This window comes from Thioclava electrotropha (genome assembly GCF_002085925.2).
GTDB classification, from domain to species: domain Bacteria; phylum Pseudomonadota; class Alphaproteobacteria; order Rhodobacterales; family Rhodobacteraceae; genus Thioclava; species Thioclava electrotropha.
The window spans coordinates 2,663,806-2,678,797 of record NZ_CP053562.1 but is presented as its reverse complement, the minus strand read 5'-3'; the positions used below and the strand labels follow the sequence as shown (position 1 = coordinate 2,678,797).

Sequence of the window (14,992 nt, the reverse complement as noted above, 5' to 3'; positions counted from 1 at the left end):
CCAGTCATTTCAAAACATTACAACGATTTAATCACAGGGCGGATTTGCGCGGGTGCATTTCCGCCGCAGCGCGGCTAGACTTGAACCATGGACAAGCCCATCTCCCTTTGGTCGCGTATCGCGCAGGCGCTCTCCGCTCTCGGGCGGGGTGAGGCGCTGTCGACGGTCTTCGACAATCTGCGCCAGCCGCCGGAACGCTCCGTCGCTTTCACCATCGCGGTGATTGCGCTGGGGGCGAAGATGGCGAAGGCCGACGGGCAGGTCACGCGCGACGAGGTGGCGGCGTTCCGGCGCATTTTCCAGATTCCGCCGGAAGAGGAAGCCAATGCCGCGCGCGTCTTCAACATGGCGCGGACCGATGTGGCGGGCTTCGACGCCTATGCCCGCAAGATCGCCAACATGTTCGGCCCCGGCGCGGATGTGCTGAAGGACGTGCTGGAAGGCCTGTTCTTCATCGCGCTGGCCGATGGCGATTACCACGAGGGCGAGGATGCCTTCCTGCTGGAGGTCGCGCGGATTTTCGGGCTGGAGGAATGCTGTTTCCGTGCGATGCGTTCGGCCTTCGTCGAAGATGCCGATCCCGATCCGTGGACCGTGCTGGAGGTCGAGCCGGGCACACCGCTTGATCAGGTGCGCAAGGTCTGGCGCAACAAGGTGCGCGAGGCTCATCCCGACCGGGCGATTGCCCGCGGTCTGCCGGAGGAAGCGGTGCAGCTGTCTCAGGCGCGGGTGATCGCGCTCAACAAGGCCTGGGAGGAAATCCGCGCCAGCCATGCGGAGGCGTGATGCGGATCGCCACTTGGAATATCGAGTGGTTCAACAGCCTTTTCGCGCGCAACGGGACGCTTCTCGACGATAGTGAATGGTCGGCGCGCTACAATGTGACGCGCAGCCAGCAGACCGGCGCGATCGCGATCGTGATGAGCGCGCTGGAGGCCGATGTGCTTCTGGTGGTCGAGGCGCCCGACGACAATCATCGCCACAAGACGGTGGATATGCTCGAAGGCTTTGCGGAGCGGTTCGGGCTGCGCCAGCGTCGCGCGCTTCTGGGCTTTTCCAACGACACGCAGCAGGAACTGGCGCTGCTCTACGACCCCGATGTCGTGACGGCGCGGCACGATCCGCAAAGCTCGGAGGCGTGGCCGCGCTTCGATGGCAGCCTGCGGATCGACCTCGATATCGATGCGCGGATGGATACGGTCACCTTTTCCAAGCCGCCCCTCGAAGTCGCGTTGGGAACGCAGAGCGGGGAAGTGCTTCGGCTGATCGGCGTGCATGTGAAGTCGAAAGCCCCACATGGCGCGACGAGCCTGGAGACAGCGACCCGCATGGCGATCGAGAACCGGCGCAAGCAACTGGCGCAGTCGATCTGGATCCGGGGCCGCGTGGAAGAACATCTCGCGGCGGGCGACAGCCTGATAGTGCTGGGCGATTTCAACGACGGTCCCGGGCTCGACGAATACGAGAAGCTGTTCGGGCGCTCGGGCGTGGAGATCGTCGCGGGCGAGGGCGGCCCGGACGCGGAGCGGCTTCACGATCCTCATGCGCGGCTGTCGAAAGCGCATCATACGGCCGCCGCGCCAAGTTCCGCGCGGTTCTACCTCGTCGATCAGAAGCAGTATTTCTCGGCCATGCTGGATTATGTGATGCTCTCGCCCGATCTGTCGGCCCGGGCGAGGAAGTGGCGTATCTGGCACCCGTTCGACGACCCGCATATCTACCGCGTGCCCGAATTGCGCGAGGCGCTTTTGCAGGCCTCCGATCATTTTCCCGTCTCGGTCGATATCGACTGATCGGGGGCGTGATTTTCGCGCCGCTTCAGCGTAGGATCGAACTATGAAACAGCCGCTCATCATCGCTCTCTCGCTCGCCCTTCTGGCAACGCCCGTCTCCGCGCAGGAGGAGGGCGGCGACGCTGGCGGCGATGTCGATCGCGGGTTCTCCTTGCTGCAGGAGGGCGCGCAGTCGCTGTTTCGGGGGCTCATGGGCGAGATGAAGCCGCAGCTCGACGAGATGCAAAAAGGCTTGGGGGAGGCTGCGGCCCAGTTGGGGCCGAAGCTGCGCCAATTCCTCGCGCTGGTCGACGATATGTCGAATTACGGCGCGCCCGAGCGGCTGCCCAATGGCGATATCATCATGCGGCGCAACGCGGACGCGCCGCCGCCGCCGCCTTTGATGACCGAGCCGCCGGAGGACGCGCCGCAAAAGGACGCGCCGAACCAGGGCGGGCCCATCGAGATCCCTGAGGGCGGTATCGAGCTTTAATCCGTGATGATCGGTTCGGCCTTCAGCGCGTTCGCAAGCGAGCGGAAGCGCGACTCGGCAACCTCGCCCATCAGCGCCTTGCCGCGCTTGGTCAGCTTCAATTCGAGCTCGCCCTTCTTGGCCGAATATTTCAGCTCGCCCGCATCGGCGGGGCTGTGGGTCGCGAACATCGAGCCGAAGCGCATCGCCTTGCCCAGAACCTCGGCCTCCTGAATCTGCTCTTCCGTCAGCAGCGGCAGGAACGGTTCCAGCCGCGATCCGCCGCGCGAGTTCTTGTAGCGGTGCAGTAGCGCCACGCCGAGCCAGATCCGCTCGGGGTGGGACATGGCCGAATAATTCGCGCGGGTGACGTTCTCGAAACAGGCCTCGGCGCGGTAATCGGGATGCGTGCGCCACGTCGTGTCATGCAGCAGGCAGGCCGCGCGCACGAGACGGAATTTCTCGGGCGGAAGGGGCCCGAAGATCGGCTCGATGAAGGCGTGGAGCTTCTTGCCGAAGCCGGGCATCCGGCTCATCACGCGCTCGGTATGGCGCGCGGCTTCCACCAGCGGGTCGCGGCGGCGCAGCCTTTCGGGCATCTGTTCGTAGAGGAGCCCTTCGCGGATCCCGTAGGCGGAGACGTCGATCTCCTTGGGCTCAAAGGTGGCGATCAACTCGCGCAGCACCTGACTTGCCAGCGGGACGAGTTCCATCCGCGCCGAGGAGGTGCCGGTTTTCGCGCGCAGCTTCTCCATGTCGGATTTGCCGATCCACTCGATCGTCTCGCCCAGCTCGTCGGGCTTCATCCGGTATTCGTGCTGCACCAGCAGCGGGTAGTCGCGCCGCTCCATGTCGAGACGTGCGATGGCCCGCCACGAGCCGCCGACGAGGTAGATGCGTTCGTGTTCGGTGCCGACCTTCTCGGCCAGCTCCTGCATCGTCGCCTGAATATGGGCGGTGATGGCCTTCTTGCCGCCCGCGATCTGCTGCAAGCGGAAGGGGCCAAGCTGTGAGGTGGCGCGACGCCAGACCTTGCCGCCGCGAATCTCGGCCAATTCCATCGAGTTGCCGCCGATATCGCAGACGAGACCCTCGGCCTCGGGCCAGCCCAGAAGCACTCCTTGCGCGGACAGCCGGGCCTCTTCCAGCCCGTCGACGATATGGACCTTGAGGCCGGTCTCTTTCTCGATCTTGCGGTGAAACTCGGGGCCGTCCTCGGCATCGCGCATCGCGGCGGTGGCGACGCAGGTGAGCGGGCCGATGTCCATCCCCTCGGCGAGCGCGGCAAAGCGCTTGAGCGCGGTCAGGCCGCGTTCGCGCCCCTCGGGGTTGAGCTTGCCGGTTTCTGCCAGACCTTGGCCGAGACCCGCCATGACCTTCTCGTTGAAGAAATAGGCGGGGCTGCGCGCCGCGCCGTCGAAGACGACCATCCGGATCGAGTTGGAGCCGATATCGACGACGCCGACGCGCGAGAGCGCGCGCACGGACGGGTCGTCGAAGAGAGGCTGGCCGAACGGATCCCAATCGTCGCTGTCATCAACTGCCGGCGCCGCTTTGTCTTTGCTCATCTGCCCGTCCGTTCGAGTCGTTCGCACCCAAAGCTAGGGCTAGTCGAAGCTATGGGCAAGTTCGGGAACGTCGCTTGCCCCAGCGGAACCCCGGCCCGAGAGCGAGGGGTATTCCATGAAGAACCGGTGGCAGGAGAACAGGTCCTCGCGGTCGTCGGGCAGGTGGCGGATGAACTTGCCGTCGGGCTGCAAAATCCAGCTCTGCGCCTCGTCGGCCATGTTCGCCGCCATGATCTGGCTGACGATCTGCGCCTTCACGGTGGGGTTCTTTGCCTCCACCAGCGTCTCGACCCGGCGGTTGAGGTTGCGCCCCATCCAGTCGGCGGAGGAGAAGAACACCCGCGCGTCGTTCGAAGGCAGGGCGTGGCCATTGCCGAAGCACACGATGCGCGAATGCTCGAGGAACCGTCCGACGATGGATTTGACGCGGATATTCTCCGACAGGCCCTTGATGCCGGGGCGGATGCCGCAGATGCCGCGGATCACGAGCGAGATTTTCACCCCCGCCTGCGACGCCCGGTAGAGCGCGTCGATCACGTCGGATTCGATCAGCGAATTCATCTTCGCCCAGATCGCCGCGGGTTTGCCCGCCTTGGCGTGTTCGATCTCCCGGTCGATCAGGTCGAGCAGGCGCGGCTTCAGCGTGATCGGCGAGATCGCGAGGTTCTCCAGACCCTCGGGCTGCACATAGCCCGAGAGGTAGTTGAAGACCTTCGTCGCATCGCGCCCCAGTGCCGCGTCGCAGGTGAAGAAGCTCAGATCGGTATAAATCTTCGCGGTGATCGGGTGGTAATTGCCCGTGCCGTAATGGGTGTAGGTCACGAGATGGTCGCCCTCGCGGCGCACGACGGTCGAGATCTTGGCGTGGGTCTTGTAGTTGATGAACCCATAGACGACATGGGCGCCCGCGCGCTCCAGACGGCGCGACTGGCGGATATTGGCGGCCTCATCGAACCGGGCCTTCAGCTCGACCAGAGCGGTCACCGATTTGCCGTTCTCTGCCGCTTCACACAGCGAAGAGACGACAGGGCTGTCTTTCGACGTCCGATAGAGCGTCTGCTTGATCGCCAGCACGTTGGGATCGTTCGCCGCCTGATCGATGAAGCGCACCACGAGATCGAAGGTCTCGTAGGGGTGGTGCAGCAGGATGTCCTTCTGCTTGATCGCGGCGAACATGTCGCCCTCGTGGTCCTGCACGCGTTCGGGCACGCGCGGGGTGAAAGTCGGCCAGAGCAGATCGGGCCGCTCGTTCAGGATCAGTTCCTTCACGTCGGCAATGCCGACCAGACCCTTTTCCTCGACCACCTCGTCGGGATCGACATGCAGCTCGCGCATCACAAGCGCCTGCAGGTCTTCGGGCGCGCCGGGCGAGACCGACATGCGGATGACCTGACCGCGGCGGCGCCGCTTCAGCGCGGTCTCGAACTCGCGCACGAGATCTTCGGCCTCGTCCTCGACTTCCAGATCACTGTCGCGCAGCACCCGGAACGAGCACGAGCCCACATCCTTGTAGCCCGGGAAGAGCGAGCTCAGATGCAGCATCAGAAGCTGCTCGAGCGGCAGGAACCGCGCCTCGCCCGGAAGGCGCACGAAACGGTCGATCTGCGCCGGGATCGGCAGCAGAGCCTGCAACCGTCGCTGATCGCTTTCCCGCTCCAGCTCCAGCGCGAGACAGAAGCCGGTATTCGGGATGAAGGGGAAGGGGTGCGCGGGGTCGATCGCCAGCGGCGAGAGCACCGGGAAGACGTTGTTGAGGAAGTGATCCGAGAGGAAATCGAGATCGCGCTTGGTCAGCCGCGAGCGGCTCACGACATGGATGCCCTCGCGCTCCATCTCGCGCTTGAGCGCCGACCACGTCGCCTGCTGGGTGTCCATCAGCCGCCGGGCGTTGGCGTTGATCTTTTCCAGCTGCTCGGCCGGGGTCAGCCCGTCATCGGAGGCGTTCACGTTGCTCTCGCGCACGAGCTCCATCAGGCCCGCCACGCGCACGGTGTAGAATTCGTCGAGGTTGGTGGCCGAGATCGACAGGAAGCGCACGCGTTCCAGGAGCGGCACACGCGGATTGCGCGACTCTTCCAGAACCCGCCAGTTGAAGGCCAGCCAGCTCAGTTCCCGGTTGAAGAACCGGCCCGGTCCGCTGATCTCCGACTCGGGCAGCGTGATCGGCGTGGGGAAGGGGGTCTTGAGGAAATCTGCTTGGGTCATGGCGCGCTTATCGTTGGATTTTGTAATGGCTCCGTGACAGTTTGCGCGGCTCAGTCGAGACTGTCCAGAACCTCCGCCGCCAGTCTTTGGGTGATCGCACGGCGCTGCGCGAGCGCCTGCCGATCGAGCGCCGCGACCAGTTTGCGCGCGGTCGCTAGAGAGCGGTCCATCCGCGTCACCAGCCAGCCGATCAGGTTCGGCGGCACGGTCAATTGCCGGTCCGAGAACAGCTTCACCAGAACGGCCGCCAGCAGCGCGTCATCGGGGGGCGTGATCCGCACCGTCGCGGTCGCCTCCATCCGGCTGATCAGATCGGGCAGGGTCATCCCCCAGTCGCGCGGCGGTGTGCGCGCGGTCAGCAGAAGCCGCCCGCCCTCGGCCTGCATCAGATTGTGCAGGTGAAACAGCGCGCGCTGGCCCGCCTCATCCGCGCCGATCCTCTCGGCGCGTTCGATCACGGCGGCCCCTTTCGCGACGAGGGCCGGGGCCATCTCTTCGGTCAGATCGCGGGCGGGCAGGATGTCGGCGCCCTGTTCATCGGCCCAGATCGTCGCGAGATGCGTCTTGCCCGCGCCTTCCGGCCCGATCAGGATCATCCGGCCCAGCGGCCATGTTTCGGGCGCATTGAGGGTCGTCACCGCCAGCGCATTGGCTGGCGAGATGAAGAAGTCTTCACGCCCCTGCGCGGAACGCAGGTGCAGCGGGAAGGTCAACTGCTCGGCCATTCTCAGCTCTCGTGTTCGGTCGTCTCGGTCGCGCCCGTCACTTCCCCGGTCTCCTCGTTGATGAGTGAGATCGGCGAATGGGCTGTCGGCTCGCGCTCCGTTTGCCCTCGGTAAAGCGCCCCTTGCAGATATTGGTCGATGAAGAAGCGCGCAACCACTCCGATCACCGCAGCGACGGGAACGGCGACCAACATGCCAACAAAACCGAACAAAGTGCCGAAAGCGGACAGCGCGAAGATCAGCCAGAGCGGATGCAGCCCGACCGAATCGCCCACGAGTTTCGGGGTGACGAAATTGCCTTCGAGAAACTGACCGAGCACGAAGATGCCCGCGACGATGCCGATATTGAACCACTCGCCCCAGAACTGGAACAGCGCGAGGCCGATGGCGAGCGCGCCGCCGATGATCGCTCCGATATAGGGGATGAAGGTCAGCGCACCTGCGACCGAGCCCACCAGCAGCCCGAAATCGAGCCCCGCCGCCATCAGTGCGATCGCGTAGAAGGCGCCCAGCACGAGGCAGACCGTGACCTGACCGCGCACGAAGCCCGAAAGCACCCGGTCGATATCGCGGGCGATGGTGCGGATCGTATGGACGTGATCGCGCGGCAGCCAGCCATCGACCTTCGCCACCATCCGATCCCAGTCGAGCAACATGTAGAAGGCCACGACCGGCACCACGACGATGAAGATGATCACGTTTACCAGCGTCATCGCCGAACTCAGAAGCGTCGCCGCCAATTCACCGCCGCGCGCCTTGATCGCGGTGCCGAGCGTATTGAGCGTGTCGTTCACGACCGAGTTTTGCAGGAGATTGGGGAAACGCTCGTTCAGGAAGGCCTGCAACGAGGCCAGAAGATCGGGGGCGAGGGCGACGAGCTGTCCCAACTGCCGCGCCAGCATCGGCACCACGGCGAGCGCAACGATCACGAAAATCAGCACCGTCGCCAGCCCGATAATCGCGGTAGAGACCGCACGGCTCAACCCCAGCTTCTCCAGCCGGTCGGCCAGCGGGTCGAGGAAATAGGCGATCGCGCCGCCCATGATAAAGGGCAGGATGACATTGCCCAGCCACCACAGCGACAGGATCAGCACCAGAGCGGCGACGGACCAATAGGTGACTTGCTGGCGGGCAGGCAGGGCCATGCGCGGTCCTTCGTCAGTGATGCGTTCGCTTTAACGTGGCGAAATGCGGTGGGAAATCAAGTGCGGGCGCACGCGCCCCTTCCTCTTGGCGGAAATATCCCGGGGGAGGCGCGGATGCGCCGGGGGCGGAGCCCCCTCATAGGCGACAGCCGCAACCTGCGCCACCATCTTGCCCAACGCCCCCGTTTCCTCTAGGCCAAACGCAACGTCTGACACCAACCCTCGAAGGACCGCTCATGCGCCTGTCCCGCTATTTTCTTCCCGTTCTCAAGGAAACCCCCGCCGAGGCGCAGATCGCCTCGCATCGGCTGATGCTGCGTGCGGGTATGATCAAGCAGCAGCAGGCCGGGATCTATTCCTGGCTGCCGATGGGCTTCAAGGTGCTGCGCCGGATCGAGCAGATCGTGCACGAAGAGCAGGCGCGCGCCGGCCATCTCGCGATCCAGATGCCGACGCTGCAATCGGCTGATCTGTGGCGCGAGTCGGGCCGCTATGACGGCTATGGCGAAGAGATGCTGCGCATCACCGACCGTCAGGGGCGCGATATGCTGTATTCGCCCACCGCCGAGGAAATGGTCACCGATATCTTCCGCGCGCATGTGTCGAGCTACAAGCAGCTGCCGCTGACGCTCTATCAGATCCAGTGGAAGTTCCGCGACGAGATCCGTCCGCGCTTCGGCGTGATGCGCGGCCGCGAATTCCTGATGAAGGACGGCTACAACTTCGACCTCAGCAAGGAAGACGCGCTTCACGCCTATAACCGCCACCTCGTCAGCTACCTGCGCACCTATGAGCGTATGGGCCTGCAGGCGATCCCGATGCGCGCCGATAGCGGCCCGATCGGCGGCGATTACACCCATGAATTCCTCGTGCTGGCCGAGACGGGCGAGTCGGAAGTGTTCTACGACAGCGAGATCACCGATCTGACCTTCGGTGACCGCGAGATCGATTACGACGACGTGGCGCAGTGCCAAAGCGTGCTGGAGGAATTCACCTCGCGCTATGCCCGCACCGACGAGACCCATGACGAGGCGGCCTTCAACGAGGTCCCGGAAGAACGTCGCCGCGTCGCGCGCGGCATCGAGGTCGGTCAGATCTTCTATTTCGGCACCCAATATTCCGAGGCGCTGGGCGCGAGTGTCCAGACCCCGGACGGTTCGAAAGTCCCGGTCCATATGGGCTCGCACGGGATCGGCGTGAGCCGTCTCGTCGGCGCGCTGATCGAGGCGAACCACGACGAGAAGGGCATCATCTGGCCCGAGGGCGTGACGCCGTTCCATGTCGGTATCGTCAACCTCAAGCAGGGCGATGTCAGCTGCGACAGCGCCTGCGAAGCGATCTACCGGGCGTTCCTCGATCACGGGCTCGACCCGCTCTATGACGACCGCGAAGAGCGCGCGGGCGCGAAATTCGCCACCATGGACCTGATCGGTCTGCCGTGGCGGATCACCGTCGGTCCGCGCGGGATCGCGGCCAACAAGGTGGAACTGACCTGCCGCCGCACCGGCGAGAGCGAAGAGATGCCGGCGGAAGAGGCGGTCGAGAAGATCGTGGGCATCTATGAAGGGCTTTGATCTGATCTTTGCCGCCAGCGCGGTCGCGGCGAGCCTGCTCGCCGGGCCCGCTTTGGCCGAAGGCACGGGGCAGGGCGCCGAGCAGGGCCTCGTGGCGTGGTTGAGCGAGACGCTCGGCATCTCCGCCAAGGTGCCGCAGGGCTGGACGTCGGACGAGATGCCGGGAGGCGGGATCCTGTTCTCCGCCCCCGATATCGACCCGCACAAGACCGCCCATGTCGCGCTGCGCGCCCATGCTGATCAGGGGTCTGATCTGGCGGCTGCGCATGATCAACTGCTGCACACGATCCTGCTCGATGGCGATACGGTGCTGTCGGATGACGTGACCGAGGACGGGTTCGCAATCCGCTCCAAGGACACGTTCGGCAAGGTGACGCTGCGCAAGACCGAGCGGCTCGATTGCGCGGGTGGGGCGGTGCTCGCCTCCGTCCAGACCGATTACCCGGCCGATCTGGCCGAGGGCATGGCGCCACTTCTGGCGGATGTGCCCGGTACGCTGGGCTGCAAATAGGGGGCTCTGCCCCCGCCCGTTCCGGGCTCCCCCGGGATATTTCGACCAAGCCGAAACAGGCGCGCTCTCGCCGCTATGACCGGACGCAGGCTTGACCTTTCGACCCCGCCGCGCCAGCTTGCGCCGAATTTTCGTGGATGGAGCCGATGGCCGCACGCACTGCCCCGTTTTCCCGTTTCGAGTTCATGATCGCGTGGCGCTATCTGCGCGCGCGCCGCGCCGAAGGTGGCGTCTCGGTCATGACATGGATTTCCCTGATCGGCATCGCTCTGGGCGTGGCCGCGCTGATCGCGACGCTTGCCGTGCGCGCGGGCTTCCGTGCCGAGTTCGTCTCGACCATCGTGGGATCGAACCCGCAGATCACGGTCTATTCCGCACCGATGGAAGTGGCCGAGGGCTCGGGCGTCTATTCCAAGCTGATCCGCGACTATGCCGCGCGCTCCGACCGGATCAAGGCGATCCCCGGCGTGGTCAGTGCGGCCCCGGCGGTGCGCGGTCAGGCGATGGTCAGCTTCGGCGACCGCGCCAACGTGGCGGATGTCTACGGGTTGGCGCTGTCGGATCTTAAGAACATCCCCAATATCGCGCATTCCGACGACGCGCAGGGCGATATCGACAATTTCGGTGAAGGCATCGCGATCGGCATCGGGATGGCGCGCGATCTAGGCGTGACGGTGGGCGACACGGTCAAGGTGATCTCGCCCAACGGGGCCAAGACGCCGTCGGGCACGAGCCCGCGGGTGAACGCCTACAAGATCTCGTATGTGTTCTCGGCCGGGCGCTACGACATCGACCAGACGCGGCTTTATATGCCGTTCAAGGAGGCGCAGAGCTTCTTCAACCGCGAGGGCGGGGTGGATGAGATCGACGTCGACGTGGCCGATCCCGAAGGTATCGCCGAATGGGAGCCCGCGATCATGGATGCCAGTGGCAAGGGCACGCTCTTGTGGACGTGGAAGGACGCGTCCTCGAGCTTCCTGCGCGCGCTCTCGGTCGAGGATAACGTGATGTTCATCATCCTCTCGATCCTCGTGCTGATCGCTTCGATGAATATCACCTCGGGGCTGATCATGCTGGTCAAGAACAAGGGCCGCGATATCGGCATCCTGCGCACGATGGGGCTCAGCGAGGGTTCGATCCTGCGGGTCTTCTTCCTCTGCGGCGCGTTTACCGGGGTGATCGGGACGCTGGCCGGTCTGGGGATCGGGGTGCTGTTCTCGGTGAATATCGACCATGTCATGGGCTTCGTGAACTGGCTCAATGGTGGCGATGCCTGGGACCCGTCGATCCGCGGCATCTATCATCTGCCCGCGAAATTGCAGCCCTGGGACGTGACCAAGGCGGTGGCGCTGTCGCTGACGCTGAGCTTCATCGTGACCATCTTCCCGGCGCGCCGTGCTGCGCGCATGAACCCGGTGGAGGCGCTGCGCTATGAATGACGTGCTGATCTGCGAACAGTTGGAAAAGTGCTACAACCGGGGCAAGCCGAACGAGATCACGGTGCTCAAAGGTCTCGATCTGACCATTCCGAAAGGGCAGGTCGTGGCGCTGGTCGCGCCTTCGGGGGCGGGGAAATCGACGCTTCTGCATATCGCGGGGCTGCTGGACACGCCCGATTCCGGGCGGGTTCTGATCGATGGCGAGGACCTGACCGGCGCGCGCGATGGCAAACGCACGGCGGCGCGGCGCGAGAAGCTGGGCTTCGTCTACCAGTTCCACCACCTGCTGCCGGAGTTCTCGGCGGTCGAGAATATCGTGCTGCCGCAGCTCGCCAATGGCGTCAGCCGCAAGGCCGCGGAAGAGCGGGCCAAGGACCTCTTGAGCCGCGTCGGTATGGCGGGTCGGATGGATCACCGCCCCTCGGCGCTGTCGGGGGGCGAGCAGCAGCGCGTGGCGTTCTGCCGGGCGCTGGCGAACGGGCCGAGCCTGTTGCTGGCCGACGAGCCCACGGGCAACCTCGATCCGACCACCTCGGACACGGTGTTCGACGTGCTGATGGGGCTGGTGCGCGAGACGGGCCTGTCGGCACTGATCGCGACGCATAACATGGAGCTCGCCGCCAAGATGGACCGCGTGTTGCATCTGGACAATGGCGCGCTGGAGGAGGGGATATGATCGTTTACGGGATTTCGACCTGCGACACGGTGCGCAAGGCGCGCAAGGCGCTGGAAGCGGCCGGGCGCGACGTGGCGTTCCGCGACGTGCGGGCGGAGCCTCTGACGGGGACCGAGGTCGCGGAGTTCGAGGCGGCCTTCGGAGACAAGATCGTCAACCGTGCCTCCACGACGTGGCGCAATCTGCCCGAGGGTGAACGCGAAAAGCCCGTCGCCGACCTGCTGGGCGAACATCCCACGCTGATGAAGCGCCCGGTGATCCGCGAGGGCGACAAGCTCACGCTGGGCTGGGCGAAGGCCACGCAGGCCGAGTGGCTCTGAGTGGGCACCCCTTCGTCATAGGCTGAGACAGAAAAACGGCGCGCATCCCGCGATGCGCGCCGTTTCAAATCCTTACCGTCCGATCCTAAGATCAGAGCAGGACCAGATCCGATGCCGAGGAGCGGCCGTCGCGACCCGACTGCAGCTCATATTGGATCTTCTGATTGTCATCGAGCCCCTTGAGACCCGCACGCTCGACAGCAGAGATGTGCACGAACACGTCCTTGCCGCCTTCGTCAGGCGCAATGAAGCCGTAACCCTTGGTAGAATTGAACCATTTCACGGTGCCAGTGGCCATTACCGTCTTCTCCTTCGTAGTCTCCCGGCGCGATATTGCGTCCGGGCCGTGCAGCCAGTCTCTTTCGGGTCTTCCGGCTGCCTTTTTCAGAAGCGAGGCGGTAGGAAAGTCTGTAACACACGCATATTCAAGTCTCTCCGAGAATTGCAAAAATGCAATGACATTCCGTGAGGGGCGCAAGCCCCTCACAGGTCTGTGAAAATTCCGGATCGGCCTGAATTTGCGGCAATTATCCGCGCAAATCGGGCGGCGTCGATTCGGTGATCAGCTGCTCGACGATCTCGTCGATTGCCACCGTGGAGGTGCGGGTATCGCCGAGTTTGCGGACCGACACGGTGCGTTCCTCGACCTCTTTCATCCCGATCGCGAAGATATAGGGGACCTTGCCGAGCGAGTGCTCGCGGACCTTGTAGTTGATCTTCTCGTTGCGGGTGTCGGCCTCGGCGCGGATGCCCGCGGCGCGCAGCTTCGACGTCACTTCCAGCACGTAGTCGTCAGCGTCCGAGACGATCGACGCCACGACCACCTGGCGCGGCGCGAGCCAGAGCGGCATCTTGCCGGCGAAGTTCTCAATCAGCATGCCGATGAAGCGCTCGAACGAGCCCAGCACCGCGCGGTGCAGCATCACGGGACGGTGGCGTTCGCCATCCGAACCCACGAATTCCGCATCCAGCCGCTCGGGCAGGTTGGTGTCGACCTGCAGCGTGCCGCATTGCCAGTCGCGCCCGATCGCATCGGTCAGCACGAATTCCAGCTTCGGCCCGTAGAACGCGCCTTCGCCTTCGAAGATCTCATAGTCGTAACCGGCGGCCTTGCAGGCATTGCCGAGCGCGGCTTCGGTGTAATCCCAGCTCTCATCGCTACCGATGCGCTTCTCGGGGCGCGTCGACAGCTTGATGCGCCAGTCGGTGAAGCCGAGATCGTCATAGATCCCCGAGAGGAACTTGATGAACTTCTCGGTTTCCGCCTCGATCTGATCCTCGGTGCAGAAGATATGCGCGTCGTCCTGCGTGAAGCCGCGCACGCGCATGATGCCATGCAGCGCGCCCGAGGGTTCGTAGCGCGCGCAGGAGCCGAACTCGGCCATGCGCAGGGGCAGGTCGCGATAGGATTTGACGCCCTGATTGAAGATCTGCACGTGGCAGGGGCAGTTCATCGGCTTGAGCGCGTTGACCGTCTTCTCGCGCGCATGATCCTCGTCGACTTCGACGATGAACATGTTCTCCTGATAGTTCTCCCAGTGGCCCGAGGCTTCCCAGAGCTTGCGGTTCACCACCTGCGGCGTGTTCACCTCGACATAGCCGTCATCGCGCTGCTTGCGGCGCATGTAGTCCTGCAGCGCGGTGTAGATGGTCCAGCCGTTCGGGTGCCAGAAGATCTGGCCCGGCGCCTCTTCCTGCATGTGGAACAGGTCCATCTCGCGGCCGAGCTTGCGGTGGTCGCGCTTGGCGGCCTCCTCCATCATCGTGACCCAGGCGTTGAGATCCTTCTTGTTCTTGAAGGCCACGCCATAGATGCGCTGCAGCATCGGACGGCTGGAATCGCCCAGCCAGTAGGCGCCCGCGACATGGGTCAGCTTGAACGCATCCGCCGGAACCTGACCGGTATGCTGCAGGTGAGGGCCCCGGCAGAGATCCTGCCAGTTGCCGTGCCAATACATCCGGATGTCCTCGCCTTGCGGGATCCGGTTGATCAGCTCGACCTTGTAGGGCTCTTCCGTCGCCAGATAATGGTCGATCGCGTGTTTGCGGCTCCAGACCTCGGTCTTGATGGCGTCGCGCGCGTTGATGATCTCGCGCATCTTCTTCTCGATCGCGCCGAGGTCTTCGGGCGTGAAGGGCTCTTCGCGGTCGAAGTCGTAAAACCAGCCATTGTCGCGGACCGGGCCGATCGTGACCTTCACGCCGGGATAGAGCTCCTGCACGGCGCGGGCCATGATATGGGCGAGGTCGTGGCGGATCAGCTCCAGCGCGGGGCCGTCATCCTGCATCGTGTTGATGGCGATCTGCGCGTCTTCCTGGATCGGCCATTGCAGATCCCAATGCGCGCCGTTCACCTGAGCGGAGATCGCTTTCTTCGCCAGCGACGGTGCGATCGAGGCGGCCACTTCGGCCGGCGTCACGCCTGCGTCATAGTCGCGCGAATTGCCATCGGGAAAGGTGAGGGAGATCTGGGACATGTCGTCCTCCTCGTCGGTTTGGCGCCCACGGAACGCCCGGTTGCGGGATATATGCTTCCCGAGCCTTTTGCGCGGCTTGCGCGCGGCTGTCAATGGGGCCGGGCAGGG

Annotated in this window: 14 protein-coding genes; 8 read left to right on the top strand and 6 right to left on the bottom strand. The window is 64.3% G+C overall.

Annotation, left to right across the window (positions count from 1 at the left end; genetic code table 11):
• Window positions 1-99: 99 nt before the first annotated feature.
• The 3 genes from AKL02_RS12730 to AKL02_RS12720 are packed head-to-tail and all read left to right on the top strand — an operon-like array spanning window position 100 to window position 2,265.
• On the top strand, window positions 100-786 hold the full coding sequence (locus AKL02_RS12730) for a tellurite resistance TerB family protein (RefSeq protein ID WP_078522912.1): 687 nt from the start codon (window positions 100-102) through the stop codon (window positions 784-786).
• Window positions 786-1,793, top strand: coding sequence for an endonuclease/exonuclease/phosphatase family protein (locus tag AKL02_RS12725; protein ID WP_083078877.1), 1,008 nt, complete (start codon window positions 786-788; stop codon window positions 1,791-1,793). The genes AKL02_RS12730 and AKL02_RS12725 overlap by 1 nt, the downstream gene beginning before the upstream one ends.
• Window positions 1,794-1,836: 43 nt before the next feature.
• A complete protein-coding gene (locus AKL02_RS12720; RefSeq protein WP_083078876.1) occupies window positions 1,837-2,265 on the top strand; it encodes a hypothetical protein in 429 nt (142 codons plus the stop codon).
• On the opposite strand, the gene AKL02_RS12715 is transcribed toward AKL02_RS12720, so the two are convergent.
• Genes AKL02_RS12715 through AKL02_RS12700 form a run of 4 tightly spaced genes read right to left on the bottom strand, consistent with a single transcriptional unit; the run spans window position 2,262 to window position 7,887 of the window.
• The gene (locus AKL02_RS12715) at window positions 2,262-3,812 is read right to left on the bottom strand and encodes a Ppx/GppA family phosphatase (RefSeq protein ID WP_083078875.1); all 1,551 of its coding nucleotides are present in this window, start codon (window positions 3,810-3,812) and stop codon (window positions 2,262-2,264) included. The genes AKL02_RS12720 and AKL02_RS12715 overlap by 4 nt on opposite strands.
• Before the next feature lie 39 nt (window positions 3,813-3,851).
• Window positions 3,852-6,017: an RNA degradosome polyphosphate kinase gene (locus AKL02_RS12710; RefSeq protein WP_078522846.1), complete on the bottom strand. Its 2,166-nt coding sequence runs from the start codon at window positions 6,015-6,017 to the stop codon at window positions 3,852-3,854.
• A gap of 50 nt (window positions 6,018-6,067) precedes the next feature.
• The gene (locus tag AKL02_RS12705; protein ID WP_078522845.1) at window positions 6,068-6,742 is read right to left on the bottom strand and encodes a P-loop NTPase family protein; all 675 of its coding nucleotides are present in this window, start codon (window positions 6,740-6,742) and stop codon (window positions 6,068-6,070) included.
• 2 nt (window positions 6,743-6,744) lie between these two features.
• The gene (locus AKL02_RS12700; protein WP_083078874.1) at window positions 6,745-7,887 is read right to left on the bottom strand and encodes an AI-2E family transporter; all 1,143 of its coding nucleotides are present in this window, start codon (window positions 7,885-7,887) and stop codon (window positions 6,745-6,747) included.
• A gap of 236 nt (window positions 7,888-8,123) precedes the next feature.
• On the opposite strand from AKL02_RS12700, the gene proS reads away from it, so the two are divergent.
• The 5 genes from proS to AKL02_RS12675 all read left to right on the top strand — a co-directional run bounded on the left by proS (window position 8,124) and on the right by AKL02_RS12675 (window position 12,407).
• Window positions 8,124-9,461, top strand: coding sequence for a proline--tRNA ligase (gene proS, locus AKL02_RS12695; protein ID WP_083078873.1), 1,338 nt, complete (start codon window positions 8,124-8,126; stop codon window positions 9,459-9,461).
• Window positions 9,448-9,972, top strand: a complete 525-nt coding sequence (locus tag AKL02_RS12690; RefSeq protein ID WP_083078872.1) for a hypothetical protein — start codon at window positions 9,448-9,450, stop codon at window positions 9,970-9,972. The genes proS and AKL02_RS12690 overlap by 14 nt, the downstream gene beginning before the upstream one ends.
• Before the next feature lie 146 nt (window positions 9,973-10,118).
• Window positions 10,119-11,411, top strand: a complete 1,293-nt coding sequence (locus AKL02_RS12685) for a lipoprotein-releasing ABC transporter permease subunit (protein ID WP_083078871.1) — start codon at window positions 10,119-10,121, stop codon at window positions 11,409-11,411.
• Window positions 11,404-12,087 carry an ABC transporter ATP-binding protein gene (locus AKL02_RS12680; protein ID WP_083078870.1) on the top strand — a complete coding sequence of 228 codons (684 nt, stop codon included), beginning with the start codon at window positions 11,404-11,406 and terminating at the stop codon, window positions 12,085-12,087. Before AKL02_RS12685 ends, AKL02_RS12680 begins: the two co-directional genes overlap by 8 nt.
• Window positions 12,084-12,407 carry an arsenate reductase family protein gene (locus tag AKL02_RS12675; RefSeq protein ID WP_083078869.1) on the top strand — a complete coding sequence of 108 codons (324 nt, stop codon included), beginning with the start codon at window positions 12,084-12,086 and terminating at the stop codon, window positions 12,405-12,407. Before AKL02_RS12680 ends, AKL02_RS12675 begins: the two co-directional genes overlap by 4 nt.
• Window positions 12,408-12,498: 91 nt before the next feature.
• On the opposite strand, the gene AKL02_RS12670 is transcribed toward AKL02_RS12675, so the two are convergent.
• Window positions 12,499-12,705: a cold-shock protein gene (locus tag AKL02_RS12670; RefSeq protein WP_075775516.1), complete on the bottom strand. Its 207-nt coding sequence runs from the start codon at window positions 12,703-12,705 to the stop codon at window positions 12,499-12,501.
• A 229-nt stretch (window positions 12,706-12,934) separates the two neighbouring features.
• The gene (gene thrS, locus AKL02_RS12665; RefSeq protein WP_083078868.1) at window positions 12,935-14,884 is read right to left on the bottom strand and encodes a threonine--tRNA ligase; all 1,950 of its coding nucleotides are present in this window, start codon (window positions 14,882-14,884) and stop codon (window positions 12,935-12,937) included.
• Window positions 14,885-14,992 lie beyond the last annotated feature (108 nt).